This is a genomic window from Novosphingobium sp. (genome assembly GCF_040398825.1).
GTDB lineage: Bacteria > Pseudomonadota > Alphaproteobacteria > Sphingomonadales > Sphingomonadaceae > Novosphingobium.
Genome location: NZ_JBBATI010000021.1, coordinates 40456 through 60955, shown reverse-complemented (window position 1 = coordinate 60955; position 20500 = coordinate 40456). Strand labels below are relative to the sequence as shown.

At 65.9% G+C, this 20500-nt stretch carries 13 protein-coding genes; 4 read left to right on the top strand and 9 right to left on the bottom strand.

Annotation, left to right across the window (positions count from 1 at the left end; all coding sequences use genetic code 11):
- Positions 1-11: 11 nt before the first annotated feature.
- From ABWP89_RS11685 to ispG, 4 genes are read right to left on the bottom strand one after another with little or no spacing between them, the layout of a single operon-like run.
- Positions 12-629: a murein L,D-transpeptidase catalytic domain-containing protein gene (locus ABWP89_RS11685; RefSeq protein ID WP_353229418.1), complete on the bottom strand. Its 618-nt coding sequence runs from the start codon at positions 627-629 to the stop codon at positions 12-14.
- Positions 629-1123: a GNAT family N-acetyltransferase gene (locus tag ABWP89_RS11680; RefSeq protein ID WP_353229417.1), complete on the bottom strand. Its 495-nt coding sequence runs from the start codon at positions 1121-1123 to the stop codon at positions 629-631. The genes ABWP89_RS11685 and ABWP89_RS11680 overlap by 1 nt, the downstream gene beginning before the upstream one ends.
- Positions 1124-1168: 45 nt before the next feature.
- A complete protein-coding gene (locus ABWP89_RS11675; RefSeq protein ID WP_353229415.1) occupies positions 1169-1735 on the bottom strand; it encodes a retropepsin-like aspartic protease family protein in 567 nt (188 codons plus the stop codon).
- A gap of 16 nt (positions 1736-1751) precedes the next feature.
- Complete coding sequence (gene ispG, locus ABWP89_RS11670; RefSeq protein WP_353229414.1) at positions 1752-2870, bottom strand: flavodoxin-dependent (E)-4-hydroxy-3-methylbut-2-enyl-diphosphate synthase; 1119 nt, start codon at positions 2868-2870, stop codon at positions 1752-1754.
- Between the two features lie 553 nt (positions 2871-3423).
- Between ispG and ABWP89_RS11665 the strand changes: the two genes are divergently transcribed.
- On the top strand, positions 3424-6354 hold the full coding sequence (locus ABWP89_RS11665) for a TonB-dependent receptor plug domain-containing protein (protein ID WP_353229413.1): 2931 nt from the start codon (positions 3424-3426) through the stop codon (positions 6352-6354).
- Between the two features lie 93 nt (positions 6355-6447).
- Here the strand turns inward: ABWP89_RS11665 and ABWP89_RS11660 are convergent, their stop codons facing one another.
- From ABWP89_RS11660 to xseA, 3 genes are read right to left on the bottom strand one after another with little or no spacing between them, the layout of a single operon-like run.
- The gene (locus ABWP89_RS11660; protein WP_353229412.1) at positions 6448-7269 is read right to left on the bottom strand and encodes a M23 family metallopeptidase; all 822 of its coding nucleotides are present in this window, start codon (positions 7267-7269) and stop codon (positions 6448-6450) included.
- On the bottom strand, positions 7266-7469 hold the full coding sequence (locus ABWP89_RS11655; protein WP_353229411.1) for a DUF2093 domain-containing protein: 204 nt from the start codon (positions 7467-7469) through the stop codon (positions 7266-7268). The genes ABWP89_RS11660 and ABWP89_RS11655 overlap by 4 nt, the downstream gene beginning before the upstream one ends.
- Before the next feature lie 44 nt (positions 7470-7513).
- Entirely contained in the window at positions 7514-8986 is a 1473-nt protein-coding gene (gene xseA, locus ABWP89_RS11650) for an exodeoxyribonuclease VII large subunit (protein ID WP_353229409.1), read from the bottom strand.
- Here xseA and purD point away from each other — a divergent pair.
- The 3 genes from purD to pbpC are packed head-to-tail and all read left to right on the top strand — an operon-like array spanning position 8985 to position 18214.
- Positions 8985-10265: a phosphoribosylamine--glycine ligase gene (purD, locus tag ABWP89_RS11645; protein ID WP_353229408.1), complete on the top strand. Its 1281-nt coding sequence runs from the start codon at positions 8985-8987 to the stop codon at positions 10263-10265. The two genes, xseA and purD, sit on opposite strands and share 2 nt — an antisense overlap.
- A 39-nt stretch (positions 10266-10304) precedes the next feature.
- A complete protein-coding gene (locus tag ABWP89_RS11640) occupies positions 10305-16091 on the top strand; it encodes an alpha-2-macroglobulin family protein (protein ID WP_353229407.1) in 5787 nt (1928 codons plus the stop codon).
- Positions 16079-18214: a penicillin-binding protein 1C gene (gene pbpC, locus ABWP89_RS11635; RefSeq protein ID WP_353229406.1), complete on the top strand. Its 2136-nt coding sequence runs from the start codon at positions 16079-16081 to the stop codon at positions 18212-18214. The genes ABWP89_RS11640 and pbpC overlap by 13 nt, the downstream gene beginning before the upstream one ends.
- Here the strand turns inward: pbpC and galK are convergent.
- Both galK and ABWP89_RS11625 read right to left on the bottom strand, forming a co-directional pair.
- Positions 18201-19373, bottom strand: coding sequence for a galactokinase (galK, locus tag ABWP89_RS11630; protein ID WP_353229405.1), 1173 nt, complete (start codon positions 19371-19373; stop codon positions 18201-18203). The two genes, pbpC and galK, sit on opposite strands and share 14 nt — an antisense overlap.
- Positions 19370-20404: a UDP-glucose--hexose-1-phosphate uridylyltransferase gene (locus ABWP89_RS11625; RefSeq protein WP_353229404.1), complete on the bottom strand. Its 1035-nt coding sequence runs from the start codon at positions 20402-20404 to the stop codon at positions 19370-19372. The genes galK and ABWP89_RS11625 overlap by 4 nt, the downstream gene beginning before the upstream one ends.
- Positions 20405-20500 lie beyond the last annotated feature (96 nt).

The following is a 20500-nucleotide window of genomic DNA, read 5'->3' as shown; positions in this document are numbered from 1 at the left end:
ATCCGCGTGGACTAACCCAGGCCCAGCCGGTCGGCATAGAGCAGCCGGCCGGCAGCCAGGTGCCACAGCGCATTGGCAAAATCGCCCGGGGCCATGGCAAAACAGCCGTCGCTGCGCCCCAGTCGGCCCCATTTTGCCAACATCGCCGGATCAGCATACCAGGCCGGGTGCATGACCACCGCGCGCGCGGCGGCATTGCTGTTGTCCGGTTCCAGCCCGGCCAGGCGGATCGATGCGCCATATTTGCCATCGTACCACTGGCACGTGACATAGGCCCCGCGGCTGGTCGCTTCGCTGTTCACATCGTTGGAAAAGCGTTTGAGGAAGCCATCATGTTCGGGGTCGGACCCTTTGCCATGCGCCACCAGAAACGAATGGACCATGCCAGCCTCAAGATCGGCGAAATGCAGCCGGGGCAGCGCCGAGGGCAGCGCGAAATCCGCCAGGCCCACCACATCGGTGCGCCACACCGCGCCGCGCACCCGATCCAGCCGGTCACGCGCGCTGGCCAGAATGCGGCGATGCTGTTCGCTGACCTGATAGCCTTGCGCAAACACGCGCGGGCCCATCATGGCACCGGCCACGGCACCCACCAGGACCCCGCGCCGGCTGATCCGCGCCGGTGTCATCACCGGCGCACGGCGAGTGCCGCCAGCGCAGCGCCATCGACGCGCATCACCGTCCATTCGTCCATCGCGCGCGCACCCAGCGATTTGTAGAACCCGATCGATGGCGCGTTCCAGTCGAGCACCGACCAATCCAGCCGCGCGCAATCGCGTTCGACCGCCAGCGCGGCCAGATGCACCAGCAGCGCCTTGCCCAGACCGGCGCCGCGCACTGCGGGCCGCACGAACAGGTCCTCCAGATAGATCCCCGGGCGCCCTTCAAAGGTCGAATAGTTGTGAAAGAACAGCGCAAAGCCCTGCGCCACCGCATCCACTTCGCCGATCAGCACTTCGGCAAAGGCACGCGGTCCGAACAGATCCCGCCCCAGCCGCTCCGCATCAAAGCGCAGTTCGTCGGCCAGTTCTTCATAGACTGCCAGTTCGCGGATCAGTGCGGCGATCAGTGGCAGATCATCCGGGGTGGCGGGGCGAATGGTGATGGCTTCGGGCGTGGTCATTGTTGCGGGCATGCCGTCATGCACAGCCGCTGTCGAGTCCCGCGATCAATGGGCGGCGCCGATGGTCATCCGGTCGCCATTGATGGTGACCGGGCCCAGCCGGCGCAGTACCGCCTGCCCCAGCAGGCTGGTACCCAGCCCACGCACCACCACCGCATCGACATCGCGCAAAGTCTGCCCGCCAATGTCCAGCTGATCGATGCGCACGTGCGCGCCATAGCCCGGCCCCGATGCGGTATTCGCCACCTGGCGATAGGCATCGGGATCAAGTGACAGCCCGGCGGCGCGCGCATCGGTTTCGGTAAGCGCGAGGCCATCGGCGCCGGTATCGACCAGGAAGCGGACAGAATGCCCGTTGGCGGCAGCATCGATGCGGAACTGCCCCCCGGCATCGCGCGTCGCGGTCAGGCCATCGCCGCCGCTGCCCCCCGCGGCGCCAGCATTGCCCGGCTGGGCCACGATTGGCGGGGCGATCATGGGCGCACCAACCTCTCCCCCGCTGGCAGCGGAATCCGCCGAACCCTGGACATTGTCGGTCAGCATGCCCAGCGACGGTGCGAACACGATCACCAGCACGAGCAGACCGACAGCAAAGATCAGATAGCGTTGCACCGGCCGGCGGGCAGTTTCAGCCTACCGGCTCAGCCGCGCGGGCTTCGATTTCGGCGACTTTGGCCTCAACCAGTGTGACGATGTGGTCCAGCATGTCGGCGGATTGCACGTGGTGGTCGGTGACCCCCGACAGGTACACCATGTGTTTGCCATTGCCGCCGCCGGTGATGCCGATATCGGTTTCGCGGGCTTCACCCGGGCCATTGACCACGCAGCCCAGCACCGACAGCGAAATCGGCGTCTTGATATGCTGCAACCGCGATTCCAGCGCCTCCACCGTGCGGATCACATCAAAACCCTGCCGTGCGCACGACGGACATGACACCACGCGCACCCCGCGTGTGCGCAGGCCCAGGCTTTTCAGGATTTCAAAACCGACGCGCACTTCTTCTTCGGGTTCGGCCGACAGCGACACCCGCACGGTATCACCAATCCCGGCCCACAGCAGATTGCCGATGCCGATCGCCGATTTCACCGTGCCGCCGATCAACCCGCCCGCCTCGGTAATGCCCAGGTGCAGCGGGCAATCAACCGCTTCGGCCAGGCCCATATAGGCGGCCACCGCCATGAACACGTCGGACGCCTTCACCGCGACCTTGTATTCGTGGAAATCGTGATCCTGCAGCAGCTTGATATGATCGAGCGCGGATTCGATCAGCGCGTCGGGGCAGGGTTCGCCGTATTTTTCCAGCAGGTCCTTTTCCAGACTGCCGCCATTGACGCCGATGCGGATGGCGCAACCGTTGGCCTTGGCCGCGCGCACCACTTCGGCAACGCGGTCGGCGCTGCCGATGTTGCCGGGATTGATGCGAAGGCAGGCCGCGCCCGCATCCGCCGCCTCCAGCGCGCGTTTGTAATGGAAATGGATATCGGCGATCACCGGTATGCGCGCCGCGCGCACAATCTGGCGCAGCGCTGCGCTGCTTTCCTCATCAGGGCAGGACACGCGGATCAGATCGGCGCCGGCATCTTCGCACCGGCGGATCTGGTTGATCGTCGCCACCGGGTCCGATGTCAGCGTGTTGGTCATGGTCTGCACGGTGATCGGGGCGTCGCCGCCAACGGGAACCGAACCGACCATGATCTGGCGGCTTTTGCGACGCGCGATATCGCGCCAGGGGCGTATGGATGACATGAGCCCCCTATACCGGACGACGGGCGGGGGTGGAAGGGCGATTGGCGGGTATCGTTTGCAACCGGAACACAGCGCCACCCCGACGCGATTTGCAACCGGTTCCAAGGCGGGGGTTCCGATCGTCGCAAAAAAGCGCAAAGAACATTACCAATGTTTAATCTTTGGGTTTTTCGACACAGATGCGCGTATTTTGGCTGCCCCGCAACATTTTGAGCGTTGGCGGGCAATCTTCTGAAATTTCGTTTCTCGATTGAGCAACGCCTATGTAACGAAACGTTACCTCGCCGCCTTTTTCATTTGTGCGCAATGGTTTGCTTTACATACAAATTGTGTCGATCGTGCAACATCAACGCAACAATTTGCCAGATTTGCAGCAAACCCGTTTGAGGTCGGGATGCCGCTCGGCCACTTGGGTCCATCGAAACCGCTCCTTTGCGGCGCTGGCATTCGACCCCGACGCGATGGGGTCTGAACACAGCAGCACAGGATTATTGCGGATTTGTCTGTCGGGTCGGCCGCGTTGCTGTCCCGACTTTCATAGGGGCAGACTATCATGAATTCATCACACAAAATTGCCATCAAATCGGGGGCGGCGCCGCTGGTCCTTGCCATCGCGCTGTGTGCATCGCCATCTTTTGCACAGACCGCGCCCGCGGCCAACGCGCCAGCCGCAGCGCCTGAAACGCCGGGCGAAACCATTATCGTGACCGGTTCGCGCATCGCGCGTCCCGAATTGAAAACAGCCATTCCGATTGCCGTGGTCAATGCACTGGGGCTTCAGAACAAGGGCCAGACCAACCTGCTCGACGCGCTGAAGGATCTGCCGATTTCGGGCCAGTCGGCCGATCGCTCGGCCTCCAACTTCTCGAACTTCGACAACGGCGTTGCCACGGTCAACTTGCGCAATCTTGGCAAGTCTCGCACGCTGGTGCTGATCAACGGGCGGCGCAGCGTTGGCATTCCGGGCGATTCAGCGGTCGATCTCAACAATATCCCCACCGACCTTATCGACCGTGTTGAAATCGCCACGGGCGGCACGTCTGCGGTCTACGGTTCGGATGCTGTCGCCGGCGTCGTCAACATCCTGTTGAAGAATCACTTCGAGGGTGTGCAACTGCACATGCAGGGCATGACCTCGGGGCGGGGCGATGCTGGCGAACGATATGCCTCTCTGCTCACCGGCACGAAGTTTGCCGGCGGCAAGGGCCACGTCGTGCTCAATCTGGCCTTTACCGATGACGACGCGCTGAAGGCGTCGCAACGCACCTATTCACAAAACGACACACCACAAAACAGCTCGTATGCCGCCCAGGGCCTGTTCGACACCAGCGGAGATGCAAATTTCTCGTCGGCCGCGGGCCAGACTTATACGTTCGACCGCAGCAACAACGTGAAGCTTTACGAGGGCGCAAAGGTCGACGGCTATCGTCGCGCATCGCAACGCCTGCTGGCCACCCCGCTTCGGCGCTATACCGCTGCGTTTCTGGCGGATTACGAATTCGGTCCCGAAGCGGATCTCTACACCGAACTGACCTACAACAAGACCAAGGCAAACAGTCATATCGAAGCGCTTGCGGTCGACGATTCGGGTGCTCCTGGTCAGTCTGTGCTGAATTTGGACGGCAGCCCGTTTCCCGGAATTTCCGTCACCAATCCTTATCTGCCCGCACAGATTGCCAATGCGGCAATCGCCAATGGCGTGCAATTCATCAATTTCCGCCGCCGCTCGGTCGAATTGTTTGACCGCAGCCCGGTCGACAATCGCGATTTCTGGCGTGGCGTTATCGGTCTGAAGGGACAGTTTGGCGCCGGCTGGCGTTACGACGTGTCCTACGAACACAGCCAGGTGCGTGACGATACCCGCTCCGGGGCGATCCTGCTGAACAACTACGGCGCGGCGCTCGATGCCACGACGATCAACGGCCAGATCGTTTGTGCCGATCCCGCGGCCCGCGCCGCCGGTTGCGTGCCGATCAATATCTTCGGTTACAACACGGCTTCGGCCGCGGCGATCAAGTGGCTGTCGACGTATTCGGGCGTGGGCGGAATTGCCCCCGGCGCAACCGCGGGGCAGACGGTTACCGACGAATATCTGCGCAAGAGCTATCAGGACGTCGCAACAGTCAACATTTCGGGGGCACTCTTCCGGTTGCCGGCAGGGCCCGTTGGCGTTTCGATCGGCGGCGAATATCACCACGAAAAGGCCCGTGAGATCTATGACCCGTTCACCAACGCGGGGATTAGCTCGGCGCAGCAAGCGACCAATACCATCGGTTCCTACAACTCCAAGGAAGCCTATGGCGAAGTCAGCATCCCGCTGCTGGCAGACAAGCCGTTCTTCCACGCGCTGACGCTCGAGGGCGCCGCGCGCTATGCCAATTATTCGACGGTAGGGTCGGTGTGGTCGTACAAGTACGGCGGAACCTGGGCACCGCATCAGGATATCCTGTTCCGTGCGATGTATGCCCGCGCGGTGCGTGCCCCCAATATCAATGAATTGTTTGCCAACAAAAGCCTTACCGCGATCCAGGTGATCGATCCGTGCGACCAGAACGCAGGCAATGGCGACACACCGCCCGCGAGCGGTGCCATCCCTCTTCCTGCCGCCTGTAAGTCGATCCCGGGGATCGCCAATTATCTCGCGAACCACCCCGGCCAGAATTTCGCCTATTCACTTGCGCAAGTTCAGACCGCTTACGGATATCTTGGCGGCAATCTCAATCTGAATGCCGAAGCAACCAATACGTTTACTGCGGGTATGACGGTGAAACCGTCGTTTTTCCGCGGCTTCGACATGACGGTCGATTACTATAACGTGAAGGTCAAGAACGCGATATCGTCGGTCGACCAGCAGACGTCGGTCGATCAGTGCTTCCAGACGAGCAATCCGCAATTCTGCAACAGCATCACGCGTGATGCGAACGGCTTTATCAAACAGGTCGATTCGCTTAATATCAATGCCGCATCGTATCAGGTGGCAGGCATCGACTTGCAGGCACGCTATGCGCTTAACACGCATGTTTTCGCACCAAACGAACACCTGACCTTTGCGTTGTTCTATAACCACAAGTTCAAGCAGCAGCAGACGCCTTTCGTTGGTGGTCCTGTTTCGAAGGAACTCGGGACCGCCGACCAATACGCCGGTAGTCAGCTTGGTACGGGTTTCAAGAACCAGTTCACGCTGAACGCAGGTTACAACACCGGGCCAGTTTCTTTTGCGTATAAGTTGAAATACCTTGGCCCGGTTACTGGCAGCTCGGGAAAATTTGCTATCCCTTCATACACCTATTCCGACATTCAGGTGAAATTTACCGTGGGTGAGGCCAAGAAGCTTGAATTTTATGTCGGGTCGAACAACGTGTTCGACAAGCAGCCGCCGTTGATCACCAGCGGCAACAGCCAATGGCCGGGCACCAATACGGTGGCCGATACCTATGACCTGTTTGGCCGCATGCTTTACGCGGGCGTCACTGCCAAGTTCTGACACCGCCGATATGTCGACAAGCGCCGCCCGGAGCTCAGCTCCGGGCGGCTTTTTTTGGCGCGGGAAACCTCTGCAGACGTTGCGAAGAATCGCTCAGGTACGATCCAGAAACAGCAGCGGATCGAGCTTGCGCCCGTGCCAGTTGAGTGCCCAGTGCAGATGCGGCCCGGTGGCGCGGCCGGTCATGCCAACTTCGCCGACCGGCTGGCCCTGGCGCAGCACAGTGCCCTCGGTCACGGACAGCGCGCGGGCGTGCAGCATTGCGCTGTTCAGCCCCATGCCGTGATCGATGATCAGCAGATGTCCTTCGAGTGTAAACGGTTCGGCCACGGCAGCGAGCACCACCACACCATCCGCTGGTGCCACGATCGGCGTGCCCGCGCCCGCCGCAATATCCAGCCCGCCATGATAGGCCGCCGGGACCCCGCGAAACACGCGTTGCGCGCCAAACCGGCCGGTGAATGCGCCGTGCGCGGGGCGCAGCATGGTCTGGCGCCAGCCCGCTGCGCCGGTGTCGTGGCGTCGCGCCGCGCCGATTCGCGCCAGTTCCACGCTGCGGCGGCGGGCAAATTCGGCATCGGCCATGCCCGGTGGATGCAGCGGGGTATCGATGTGTTCGATCTGCCAGGCGCGCGGGGCAATGGCGATCGTCTGGCGCAGCGTTGTACCCTCTGCCACCAAAGTGGCCGTTGGTGGCGCATCGCGGTCAAACGCAATCAGGAACGCGCCATCGGCGGCGACCGCCACCGGCAGATCATCCAGGCGCAGCGCGGTCGTGCCGGCAGGCACCCGCCCGCGCAACCACCCGCCCTGGGTCGCCGCGCCAGTCAGCGCAAAACGATCATCGGCGGCCAGTGCAGACCCCGCCGCCAGGGCACCGGCGGCACCCAGCAGGTGGCGCCGGGTTACGATCATTCCTGCCCGAGCAGCCGCCGCGTGGCGATCGCGCAGCTGGCATAGGCCTCTTGCCGATCGGCGCTCCAATAGCGCAGCATATCGAGCGGGATCAGCGCGCCGGTCACCGCGCACAGCACGTGATCACCCGGCGACAGCTGGCGAAAGGTACCGGGCAGATAGTGAAGCCGCGCAAGGCGGCTGGCGGGGGGAGTCAGCATTCCCGCTCTCTATGGCCAATTGCCGGTTAAAGCAATTTCGCGCGTCACAGCAATTTGGGCTGGGTGGTCGATCCGCCGGGTGCCGGCGTGGCGCGCGGCCGGGCCGGGCGCGGCGCCGGATCATCCGGTTGCGGCACCACCGCCAGTTTTCCATCGGCGAATTTCAGCATGAGCGCAGCGTGACCCACCGCATCGGCACGGGTTTTCACCACGCCACCGGTGGCATCGGTGACCAGCACATAGCCGCGCAGCAGCGGCGCATCGGGGTCGAGTGAACGGCGCAGACGATCCAGCGCATCGACTCGCTGACGCGCGACGCCGATCCGTTGCAACAACAATTCGGGCCGCAAACGCAGCGCCGACAGCCGTTCGCCTTCACGCCGCAACCGTGCGTCGAGCAGCCCGGGGCGCAGCGCCCCGGCGTGGCGCGCCAGCTGTGCCGCCGCCAGTTCGGTGCGATGGCCCAGTGACCGTCGCAGCCGGTCGCCCAGATCATCCAGCCGCTGCGCCTGCGCCGCCAGCAGCGCCTGTGGCTGCGGCAGGCGACGTGCGCGCGCGTCCAGCCGTTCACGCGCCTGCGCCACCTGGCGCCCGATCGCGCGCTGCCGTCGCGCTTCGAATTCGGCCAACGACGCGATCAGTTCTGCGCGCACTGGCACAGCCATTTCGGCGGCGGCAGTCGGCGTCGGCGCGCGGCGGTCGGCAGCAAAATCGGCCAGCGTGGTATCGGTTTCATGGCCCACCGCGCTGATCACCGGGATGGTGCAACCGGCGATCGCGCGCACCACCACTTCTTCATTGAACGCCCACAGGTCTTCGATCGAACCGCCGCCACGCGCGACAATCACCAGATCAGGGCGCGGAATCGCGCCATCGGCGGCAAGATCGGAAAACCCGCGCACCGCCGCCGCCACTTGCGCGCCGGCACCCTGGCCCTGCACCAGCACCGGCCACACCAGCACATGCACGGGAAAGCGGTCGCGCAGACGGTGCAGGATATCGCGGATCACCGCGCCAGTGGGCGATGTCACCACGCCGATCACGCGCGGCAGATAGGGGATCGGGCGTTTGCGCTCGCTATCGAACAGTCCTTCGGCGGCCAGCCGCGCCTTGGTCTTTTCCAGCAGCGCCAGCAGCGCGCCTTCGCCCGCGACCTCCATCCGTTCGATCACGATCTGGTAATTCGACCGGCCGGGATAGGTCGTCAACTTACCCGTGGCGATCACTTCGACCCCGTCGGCGGGCTGAAACCCCAGCCGCTGCACCGATCCGCGCCACATCACCCCGTCCAGCCGCGCGCCATCATCCTTCAGGCTGAGATACAGGTGGCCGGAAGCGGCACGTTTTACCCCTGACAATTCGCCGCGCACGCGGACAAAACCGAAACGGTCCTCCACCGTGCGCTTCAACAGTTGCGACAGTTCGGAAATCGACAGCGCCGGGGCGTTGTCGCCCGCCGTTTCGCTCGCTAACAGGCCGGGTGCGCCGTAATCATCGTCGGCGAAGGGAGAGGTCATGAATATCCTGTTGCTCGGCGGCGGTGGGCGCGAACATGCGCTGGCGTGGAAACTGGCGCAAAGCCCGCTGCTGGGCAAGCTTCATGCCGCACCCGGCAATCCGGGCATAGCAGAACACGCGCAATGCCACGCGATCGATGTGACCGACCATGGCGCGGTCATCGCGTTTTGTCATGCGCATGCGATCGGCCTGGTGGTGGTCGGGCCGGAAGCGCCGCTGGTCGACGGCCTGGCCGACAGTGTACGCGCCGCCGGGATCAGTGTGTTCGGCCCGTCGCGCGCTGCCGCGCAACTGGAAGGATCAAAAGGCTTTACCAAGGACCTGTGCGCGCGCGCCGGCATCCCGACCGCCGGCTATGTCCGCACCGACAGCCGCGAAGACGCGCTGGCCGCGCTGGCCGGGTTTGGCCTGCCGGTGGTGATCAAGGCCGATGGGCTGGCCGCGGGCAAAGGCGTGGTGATCGCCGAAACCGCCGCGGAAGCACATGACGCCATCGACGACATGTTTGGCGGCCAGTTCGGCAGCGCCGGCGCCGCCGTGGTGATCGAGGAATTCATGACCGGCGAAGAGGCCAGCCTGTTTGCGCTGACCGACGGCGGCACGATTGTGGCATTCGGATCGGCGCAGGATCACAAGCGGGTCGGCGACAACGACACCGGGCCCAACACCGGCGGCATGGGCGCCTATAGCCCTGCGCGCGTGCTGACCCCGGTGCTGGAGCAAGAGGCGATCACCCGGATCATCGCCCCCACGGTGCGGGCGATGGCAGATGCGGGCATGGCCTATTCGGGCGTGCTCTATGCCGGGCTGATGCTGACGGCTGACGGCCCGAAGCTGATCGAATACAATTGCCGGTTTGGCGATCCCGAATGCCAGGTGCTGATGCTGCGGCTGAACAGCGATCTGGTCGAATTGTTGTCGGCGGTCGCGGACAACCGGCTGGCAGCGATCGCGCCACCCGATTTTGCACCCCGCCCGGCGTTGACGGTCGTGATGGCGGCGGACGGATACCCGGGCACGCCCAGCCGGGGCGGGATGATCGCGGGAATTGCCGCGGCCGAACGCGATGGCGCCAAAGTGTTTCATGCCGGAACCCAGCGCGATGATGAGGGTGTGTTGCGCGCCAGCGGCGGCCGCGTGCTGAACGTATCGGCCAGCGGGGCAACCGTGCGCGCAGCGCGCGACACCGCCTATCACGCGGTCGATGCCATCGATTTCGCCGAAGGATTCTGCCGCCGCGACATCGGCTGGCGCGAAATCGCGCGCGAAGCGGGATAATGCGGTTGGCGATGGACAAGACGATCGATTGACGCGAGCATGACGTCGGCAGATTCGCCGGGAGAATGCAACATGGCGTGGCGGTCGGGCGGCATCTGGAAATTGGTGCTGCTGCTGTTGCTGGCATTGCCGCTGGCGGCGCGCGGTGATCTGCCGCCACAAGTGGTAACCGCGACACCGGGCAGCAACGGCGCCATGAGTGGGACGGTGGACCGGTTCACGGTGCGCTTTTCCGAGGCGATGGTGGCGCTGGGCGATCCGCACGCGACCGCGCCCGCCACCAGCGATTGTCCAGGGGCCGGCGCCGGCCGGTGGATCGATGCGCAGACCTGGGTGCTGGAATTTGCGACCGCGCTGCCGCCGGCGACGAAGTGCACGGTAACCTTGCGCGATGCGCTGGCCACATTGGCGGGCTCGCGCGTGATCGGGCTGAAACAGTTTTCGATCGACACCGCCGGGCCATCGGTGCGCGCCGTGCTGGCGCCGGGCGAAGACGGCAGCGCGATCGATGAGGACCAGGTGTTTCTGGTCGCCACCAATGGCCCGGCCGACTGGGCCTCGGTCGCAGCGCACGCGTCGTGCGCGATCGATGGATTGGGTGAGGCGGCCGCGGTGGACGTGCTGCCGCAGGGCACCGCGGCCAAAGTGCTGGCTGGCCTTGGCAAAGGCGATTGGCATGCGCGCAGTTTTCTGGACGATGCCGGTATTCCCGCCGGTGCGACCGGGCATGGGCTGGACAGTGTGCTGGCGCTGAAATGCCGGCGCCCGCTGCCTCCGCATCACGATATGGCGCTGGTCTGGCCGCAGCAGATTACCGATCCGCACGGGGTACCGGCAGGGCGCGACCAGCGGTTTGATTTTACCGTGCGCGCCGCGTTCGAGGCACGGTTTGAATGCAGCCGGATCAATGGCAAGGCCGGGTGCAGCCCGATTACCCCGACGCATCTGGTGTTTGCATCGGGCATCGACCGCGCGACCGCGCTGGCGGTGCGGCTGAAGCTGGCCGATGGGACCGAGCGCGTGCCCACTTTGGGCGATGATGAGCGCAATGCCGCCACCGTCACCAGGCTGGAATTTGCCGGGCCGTTTCCCGCCGATAGCGATGCCACGATGGTGCTGCCCGCCGGGATTCACGATCTGTCGGGGCGTAACCTGGGCAATGCCGCGCGGTTTCCGCTGGCCGTCCATTTCGACCCCGCCCCGCCGCTGGTGAAATTCGCCGCGCCGTTCGGCATTGTCGAGGCCAATGAAGGCGCCGCCCTGCCGGTCACGGTGCGCGCGGTCGAACCCGTGCTGGCCGGGCATGTTACGTCGATCGCCGGTGCCAGCGCCCGGATTGCCGACGATGACCGTGTGATCGCCGATTGGCTGCGCAAGGTGGCCAAGGCCAACCAGGACGATTTTGAATCGATCGACAAGCCCGGCGGGCAGACCGTGACGATCAACCACACCGGCGAAAAACCGATCCTGGCAGGCGGCACGCCGCTGCGCGTCGGCCTGCCGGGCAAGGGCCACGATTTTGAAGTGATCGGCGTGCCGCTAAACGGCAAAGGGTTCCACGTGGTCGAACTGGCCAGCCCGGCGCTGGGCGCGTCGCTGCTGGGGCGCAAGGTGCCACGCTATGTCGCGGCGGGCGCGCTGGTCACCGACATGGCGGTGCATTTCAAATGGGGCCGTGAAAGCAGCCTGGTGTGGGTCACCCGGCTGTCAACCGGCGCGCCGGTCGGCCGCGCCGCGATCCGCATCAGCGATTCGTGCACCGGGCAGCAATGGGCGGCGGGCATGTCGGACGCCAGCGGGCGCATGGCAGTGCATGGCGGCCTGCCGGCACCATCGCTGAACGATGGTTGTGACGAAAACGAAGATCATCCGCTGATGGTTTCGGCGCGCGCCGATGGCGACATGAGTTTCAGCCTGTCGAGCTGGGACAAGGGCATTGCCCCCTATGATTTCGACCTGCCCTATGGCCAGAGCGACAACCGCGAGGTGATCCATACGGTGTTTGACAGAACGCTGGTGCGGGTGGGTGAAACGGTGCATTTCCGCCACCTGATCCGCCGCCCGGTGGGCAGCGGGTTTGCATTCGGGCAGGGGTTTTCGGGCACGCTGGTGTTCGCTCACCAGGGGTCAGACACCAAGTTTACGCAAAACGTGACGATCAGTGGCGCCAATGGTGGTGCGGGCGAATGGACCGTGCCGCAGGGCGCGCCGCTCGGCGATTACAGTTTGAGCTTTGAGACCGGCGGCAAGACCATTGACACCGGGCAGACCGTGCGTGTCGATGAATACAAATTGCCAACCATGCGCGCGACGATCACCGGCCCGGCCGAGGCACTGGTACAGCCGCCATCCGTGCCGCTGTCGCTGTTTGTCGGATACCTGTCGGGCGGCGGTGCGGGGCAATTGCCGGTCACCGTGCGCAGCCAGTTCAGCACCTGGGCCCCCGGTCCCAAAGGCTGGGACGGCTACAGCTTTGGCGGCGACGCCATTGTCGAGGGTACGCGCCCGCTGGGTGGCGGGCGCGATGACGAGGATGGCGGCGACGCCGATGGCGGCACTGCGGGATTGCCCTATGCCCAGACGCTGCCCGCGACACTGGGCACCGATGGCACCGCGCGCGCCGAAGTAACGGTGGGGCGCGCAATCACCCGCCCGCTGGGGCTGACCGTGGAAATGGATTACCCCGACGCCAATGGCCAGACGATGACCGCGTCGCGCTATCTGCGGCTGTTCCCGGCGGCATTGCAGGTGGGGATCAAGACCGACGGCTGGATGATGCGCGGTGATGATCTGCGCTTGCAGATGGTCGTGCTTGATCTGGCGGACAAGCCGGTGGCCGGCGCATCGGTGCATATCGATCTGTATACGCGCGAAACCATCACCGCGCGGCGGCGGCTGATCGGTGGCTTTTACGCCTATGACAACCAGGAAAAGATCACGCGGCTGGCCGGCGGATGCACCACCAGCAGCGACAGCACCGGGCGCGCCGCGTGCCAGTTGGCGCCCGGCATTTCAGGCCAGGTGATTGCCGTGGCGCGGGTAACCGATGCTGCCGGGCACGAAACACGTGCGGTGCGTGATGTGTGGCTGGCGGGCAAGGACGAATGGTGGTTTGGCGGCGACAACGGCGACCGGATGGATGTGATCCCCGAACAGGCCGAATACAAAGCCGGTGACACCGCAAAGTTTCAGGTGCGCATGCCGTTTCGGGAGGCGACCGCGCTGGTCACCGTCGAGCGCGAAGGCGTGCTGTCCAGCTTTGTGACCACGCTGTCGGGCACCGACCCGGTCGTGTCGGTGCCGCTGCCGGGCAGCTATGCCCCCAATGTCTATGTGTCGGTGCTGGCGGTGCGCGGGCGCGTGGGCGGGTGGACGCTGTGGCTGTCAGACCTGGCGCGGCGCTGGCATCTGCCATTCATTTCGCAGGATGCCGCCGCGCCGACCGCCACGGTCGATCTGGCCAAGCCTGCCTATCGCCTGGGCGTGGCGCAGATCCGCATCGGGTGGGATGCACACCGGCTGGCGGTCAGCGTCGAGGCCGATCGCGCGCGCTATCGCGTGCGGGACAACGCCCATGTCGCGATCACGGTCAAACATCCCGATGGCAGCCCGGCCGCCGGCGCCGATGTCACATTGGTCGCGGTGGACGAGGCACTGTTGCAATTGATGCCCAACCACAGCTGGGATGTGCTGGGCGCGATGATGGCGCAGCGCAATCTGGAGGTGGTGACATCCACCGCACAGATGCAAGTGGTGGGCAAACGCCATTACGGGCGCAAGGCGGTCGCGGCGGGCGGCGGCGGCGGTGATGCATCGGGAGTCAACCGCGAGAACTTTCAACCGGTGCTGCTGTGGCGCGCGCATGTCCCGCTGGATGCGGCGGGTTCGGCGCGGGTGGATGTGCCGTTGTCCGATGCGCTGTCGCGGTTCCGCTTTGTTGCGGTGGCCAGCGATGGCGCGCAGGAGTTCGGCACTGGCCAGACCAGCGTGCGCACTGCGCAGGACCTGTCGATCTATCCCGGCCTGCCTGATGTGGTGCGCACCGGTGACCGCTATGACGCGGTGTTCACGCTGCGCAACGGGTCGGACCATGCCATGACGGTGACCGCGCAACCGGTGATCAGCCCGGCTGTGGCGCATGCCGGCCCGCTGACGCTGACCATCCCGGCGGGCGCGGCGGGCCGCATGCGCTGGGGTCTGAACGCGCCGCCGGCCACCGGCACTTTGACCTGGACGCTGACCGCGCAAAGCAGCGACGGTCACGCGCATGACAGCGTGACCGCGCGCCAGCAGGTGGTGCCCGCCGTGCCCGAAGAGGTGACGATGGCCACCCTGATGCGCGTTGGCGATCCGCCGCCAATGATCGCCATTCCACCGGGCGCGCTGCCGGGCGGGGCGGTCACGGTCGATCTTTCAGATTCGCTGGCGGCACCGCTGGACGGCGTGCGGCGGTATATGACCGATTACCCATTCAATTGCCTGGAACAGCGGCTGTCGCGGATCGTGGCCAATACCGACAGCGCGGGATGGACGGTACTTGCCGCTGCGTTGCCGACCTACCTCGATGGCGATGGCCTGGCGCGCTATTGGCCCGACGCCGGCATGGGCGGATCGCCCGAACTGACCGCCTATGTGGTGGCGACCACCAGCATGGCGGGGCTGGCGCTGCCCGCCGACGCGCGCACCAAAATGATCGGCGCATTGCAACGCGTGGTCAGCGGGCAATTGCGCCGTGACCGGCCCTACCAGATCGACGACCGGGTGCTGCGGATTGCCGCGCTGAACGCGCTGGCGCGGGCCGGGGCGGCGGATGCGGGAATGGTCGCGCGGATCGACATGGTGCCGGCCGACATGCCGACCGGCACGCTGGCCGACTGGATGGTGGCGCTGGACCGGGTGCCGGGCGTGGCCAATGCGCCAGGATTGCGTGCGGCGGCGGCAGGCGAATTGCGGCGGCGGCTGGTCTATGCCGGCACCCGGCTCGATCTGGTCGATCGCGGGCGCGCGCCGTGGTGGATGATGGTCGGCGATGACGATATGGCGATCCGCGCGCTGGATGCGATCCTGGGCCGCCCCGATTGGGCTGGCGAAGTGCCGCGGATGATGGCCGGGATCGCCGCGCGGCAAATGCACGGGGCGTGGGACACCACCCCTGCCAATGCCTGGGGCGCGCTGGTCTCGCGGCGGTTTGCCGCGGCCTATCCGGCCAGCGCGATTGCCGGCACCACGCATGTCATGCTGGCCGGGCGCAGCGCCGATGTCGCGTGGCCGCGCCGTGGCGATACCACGCCGCTGCGCCTGCCTCTGGCCAGCGGGCCGCTGACGCTGTCGCAAAGCGGCGGGCAGGGGCCGTGGGCCACGGTCAGCGTGCGCGCGGCGGTGCCATTGAAAAGCCCGCTGTTTGCCGGATACCGGCTGACCCGGTCGGTCAGCATGGTTTCTGCGCGCACGCCGGGCCGGCTGACACAAGGCGACGTGATGCGCGTGCATCTGGAGATCGATGCCGATGCCGGGCGCACCTGGGTGGCGCTGAGCGATGCGCTGCCGCCGGGCGCGGTGGTAATGTCGAACCTGGGCGGGCAATCGCAGATCCTGCAACAGGGCAGCAAGAGCGAAGGCATCTGGCCCAGCTGGGTCGAAGGCGGGCGCGCGACCTGGCGCGCCTATTTCGAATGGTTGCCGCAGGGGCACAGCGTGATCGAATATACCGTGCGGTTGAACAGTGCGGGCCGGTTCACGCTGCCACCGGCGCGGGTTGAGGCAATGTATGCCCCGGCCATTCATGCCGCGTTGCCGATTGCCCCGGTCACGGTATGGAGCAAATAGCGCTGCGTTCGCGCCTGTACCGGCGCGCGCTGTGGGTGGTGCTGGCGGCAATGATCGGGGCAGGCGGCTGGGCCTTGTGGCGCACCACGCCACCGGCGGTGCCCGATTTTGTGGTCTATCGCCAGCAATGGGCGCCGAGCGAGGCGTGGCTGTATGATCGCAACGGCCGCCTGCTGGATGAGGCGCGGGTGGATTTCACCGTGCGCCGGCTGGGCTGGACACGGCGTGAAGCGGTCAGCCCGGTATTGCGCCAGACCCTGATCAATGTGGAGGACCGCCGCTTTGCCTGGCACGGCGGGGTGGACTGGCTGGCGCTGGCGGCCGCGTTGCGCGACCGCGTGACCGGGCATCACCGGCGCGGTGGATCAACGCTGACGATGCAGCTGGCGGGATTCCTGTGGGACGATATGGCCCGCCCGGGGCGCCGATCGGTGTGGGACAAGCTGCGCCAGATGCGCGCCGCCTGGGCCATCGAAAGCCGCTGGACCAAACCGCAGATTGTGGAGGCCTATCTCAACCTCGCGCCATTTCGCGGCGAAACCCAAGGGGTGGCGGCGGGCGCGGCCGCGCTGTTTGCCAAGCCGCCAATGGCCATCGACTGGCGTGAAGCGGCGATCATGGTCACGCTGTTGCGCGATCCTGGCGCGGCGCCGTCCGATCTGGCCCGGCGCGCCTGCCGGCTGGTGCCGGCGGCCGATTGCGCCGGGCTGGTGCCACTGGCGCAGGCGGCCACTGCCGACAGCGGCATGCGCGGGATGGACCCCGGGCTGGCGCCGCACCTGGCCACGCATCTGCTGACCCGGCCCGGCATGCGCGTGACCAGCACGATCGATGCCGGCGTGCAGGACATCGCCGCGACCGCGCTGCGGCACCAGTTGCAGGGGCTGGGGGCCCGGCGCGCGCGCGACGGCGCGGTGGTGGTGGTCGACAATGCCAGCGGGAATGTGCTGGCCTATGTCGGCGGGGTGGGGCTGGGATCGACGGCGGCGGCGGTTGATGGCGCCGCCGCGCCGCGCCAGGCCGGATCGACGCTGAAACCGCATCTTTATGCCCATGCGATCGAACGCAAATGGCTGACCGCGGCATCGATCCTGGATGATTCCCCGGTGCAGCTGGACACCGCATCGGGGCTGTATGTGCCGCAGAATTACGACAAGGCGTTCATGGGGCCGGTATCGGTCCGGCGCGCGCTGGCCAATTCGCTGAACGTGCCGGCGGTGCGCGCGCTGCTGATCGACGGGGTGCAGGATTTCCGCGATCGGCTGGCCGATCTGGGCTATGCCGGGCTGGACAGCGATGGCGGTTTTTATGGCTATTCGCTGGCGCTGGGGTCGGCCGAAGTCACGCTGCTGGACCAGGCCAATGCCTATCGCACGCTGGCCAATCTGGGCCGCTGGTCACCACTGCGGCTGCGCGCCGATGATCCGGCGGGCGAAACGCGCCAGGTGATCGACCCGCGTGCGGCGTGGATCGTGGGGGATATCCTGTCCGATGCCGGTGCGCGCGCGGGCACGTTTGGCGTCGATTCGGCGCTGCGCCTGCCGTTCTGGGCAGCGGCCAAGACCGGCACATCAAAAGCCATGCGTGACAATTGGTGCATCGGGTTTTCCGACCGTTACACAGTGGCGGTGTGGGTGGGCAATCTTGAGGGCGACCCGATGCGCGCGGTATCGGGCACCAGCGGCGCGGCGCCGGTCTGGCGCGATGTGATGCTGGCGCTGCATGCCGACCACCCCGGGCATCAGCCACCGCGCCCGCCGGGTCTCGTGACCACCATGGTCCATTTCCAGACCGGCAGCGAAGGCACCCGGCCCGAATGGTTTCTGACCGGCACCGCGCAAAGCGTGATTCGCGCCGAACCGGCGTTTGCGCGGCCACAGCGGATTGCCAATCCGGTATCCGGCGCGGTCTATGCGTGGGACCCGGACATTCCCGCCGGGCATCAGGCGATCGGCGTGGTGATCAGCGGCGATGCCGCCGGGCTGCGGCTGCGGCTGGACGATCACGATCTGGGCGCCGCCGGCACGGGTGTGCAGATGCCACTGATCCCCGGCGTGCATGTGCTGACCTTGATCGACGCGGGTGGGCAGGCGGTCGACCGGGTGCGCTTTACCGTGCGATGATCCCGGCCCCGGCGGCGGCGGTTTCCACGCTGATGGCCGGCACAGCGCCGGCGGGGGTGCGATACCCGGCCAGCACCGCATCACGCACCGCATCGACGTGCGCCGCGCGCATCACGCCGACCACCGCGCCACCAAAACCACCGCCGGTCTGGCGTGCACCGCCCTGATCCCCGATCGCATCGTTCATCAGCGCCGCCAGCCGGTCGGTGTCGGGCACGGTTATGCCGAAATGTTCGGCCTGCGAGCGATGCGATTCGCGCATCAACCATCCCGTGGTGACCAGATCACCCCGTGCCAGCGCCTCGGCCGCCTGCAACGTGCGGCGGTTGTCCCCGATCACGTGGGCGGCACGCTGCCACGCCAGATCATCCAGCCGGTGGCGCGCCGCTGCCAGCATGGCGTCATCAGCATCGCGCAGCGCGGCCACGCCCAGTATGGCGGCGGCGCGTTCGCATTCGGTGCGCCGGGTGTTATAGGCGCCATCGACCAGGCCGCGTTGCACCCCGGATTGCACAATCATCACCGCCATATCATCGGGCAGCGGGATAGGACGCAAGTCGAGCGACCGGCAATCGATCAGCAGCGCGTGCCCTGCGCGCGCGGCGGCGCTGGCAATCTGATCCAGATTGCCGCAGCGCACCCCGGGAAAGCCGCATTCCGCGCGTTGCGCCAGCAGCGCGATCGCGATCGCCGGCCATTGTGCCGCCACGATCGCCCCGGCCCCCGCCAGCAGGGCATGTGCCAGCCCAACCTGCAGGCTGGCCGACGAAGACAGGCCGGTGCCGCGCGCAAGGCTGCCGGCAATCGCCATATCGCCACCCGGCACGGCAACCCCGGCACGGTTCAGTTCATCGACCACGCCGCGCACATAATTGCGCCATCCGCCGGCGTTGCACGGTTCGACACCGGCCGGCACAAATTGGTCAGATTCATCAAAATCGCACGCCAGTACGCGCAAGGGTGCCGCCCGATCGGGACGAAAGGCCACTTGTGTTTCCGGCCCGATCGCCATCGGCAGCGCAAAGCCGTCGTTGTAATCGGTGTGTTCGCCAATCAGGTTGACTCGCCCCGGTGCGCGCGCGAACAGCGCCGGCGTCCCGCCAAATGCGTCGGCGAATGCCACGGCAAGCCTGGCGGACAGGTGATCGGTTGGCGTCATTCGGTTGCGCCGTTCGTCGGCACCACCGCGCGCAAACGGGCGGCGGCCACCTCCGGAGTCAGATCGCGCTGCGGTTCGGCCAGCATTTCGAACCCGACCATAAATTTGCGCACGGTCGCCGAACGCAGCAACGGCGGATAGAAATGCGCGTGCAGCCGCCAATGCGGCGCCGGGGCGGTGCCTGGCGCCTGGTGCCAGCCCATCGAATAGGGCATCGCGCAATCAAACAGCGCATCATAGCGCCCGGTGATCACGCGCAGGATGCGCGCCAGCGAGTCGCGCGCATCATCCGACAGCTGTTGCAGCCGGACCACCGGATCGCGCGCGATCAGCAACACTTCGAACGGCCAGGCCGCCCAGAATGGCACCACTGCCAGCCAATGGGGGTTGTGCGCCACCACGCGGCCCCCCGCCGCCAGTTCACGCGCGGCCACCGTGTCCAGCAATGGTGCGCCATACGAGGCGTACCACGCGGCCTGTTCGCGATCTTCGTCGATCAGTTCGCTTGGCACAAAATCGCTGGCCCAGATCTGGCCATGCGGGTGCGGGCTGGAACAGCCCATCATCGCGCCCTTGTTTTCAAACACCTGCACGCTGCGCCAGATCGCGCCGAGTGCGGCCGACTGTTCGGCCCAGGTATCGACCAGCACCCGCACCGCCGGCAGATCGAGATCGGGCAGGGTTTTGTTATGGTCGGGTGCATAACAGATGACCCGCGCCTCTCCCCGTGCGGGTGCGCAGACAAACACTGCATCGTCGACGGGTGGCGGCGGGGTATCTGCCATCAGCGCGGGAAAATCATTGGGGAACACGAATGTGCCGGGATAGGCCGGGTTGATCGCACCCGTGCTGCGGGTGTTGCCCGGGCAGAGGTGGCAGACCGGATCGTGCGACAATCCCCCGCGTGGCGCCGGATCGCCGGTTTCACCCTGCCACGGGCGCCGGGCACGGTGTGGCGAAACCAGCACCCAGCGGCCGGTGAGCAGGTTGCGCCGGCGGTGCGGATGATCAAGCGGATCGAATGGGGTCATGGCCAAAGAACTACGCGGCGCCCGCAGCGGGCGGTACCGAAAAACGCATCACAGACCTGTTTGCAGACCTATGCGCCGACCGTTGCGGCTCGCGTT